Source organism: Vibrio sp. 1727 (assembly GCF_033344415.1).
GTDB lineage: Bacteria > Pseudomonadota > Gammaproteobacteria > Enterobacterales > Vibrionaceae > Vibrio > Vibrio alginolyticus.
On sequence record NZ_JAWPOT010000563.1, the window covers coordinates 1 to 551 of the forward strand.

Consider the following 551-nt stretch of genomic DNA (forward strand, 5'->3'; position numbering starts at 1 on the left):
TCGGTGATGGTTTGTTTTATCGCTCCGGCCGCCGATTTTTGATGGAAGAAGGCTCAGATCTCGACTCTCTATTTCGTGAACGTTTTCAGATAGAATCACTTTCGCATGAAGTCAGCCCCGGTATTTGTATTGGTCGTATTCGTCTGACCGAAGCGCAGCGATTGCAGTTAGAAGATGATGTTTACAATAAGCTGGTCAAGTTCAATGCGCTCAATACCTCCAACCAAGATGGCGAGTTAACTAACGTTTTAATGCGTTGCACTCCAGGGACACAAATATTTTTCTCTGACGGATTACCCAATATTGATGGGGATTTATTAAAGTATGTTTCTCAGCTCAATCAACGTGTTTAAATTAAATCGCACATACCAATATTAATTCCAGACTTAAAATAAATTGAACAAGTCAGTATACTTGGTCAAACCAACCCATTTAATTGACATTAAATTCTGTTAAAACACGTCATTTAAATATCCACATATAAATATACTGCTAAAACACTAACCTACCTTCCGTTAAACCTATCACAACATTTAAATATAAATTTGCGC

At 37.4% G+C, this 551-nt stretch carries 1 pseudogene; it reads left to right on the forward strand.

Annotated elements, in window-relative coordinates:
* Positions 1-353 (forward strand): annotated as a pseudogene (locus R8O10_RS26955) (transcriptional regulator); the annotation flags it as partial.
* Positions 354-551: the final 198 nt, after the last annotated feature.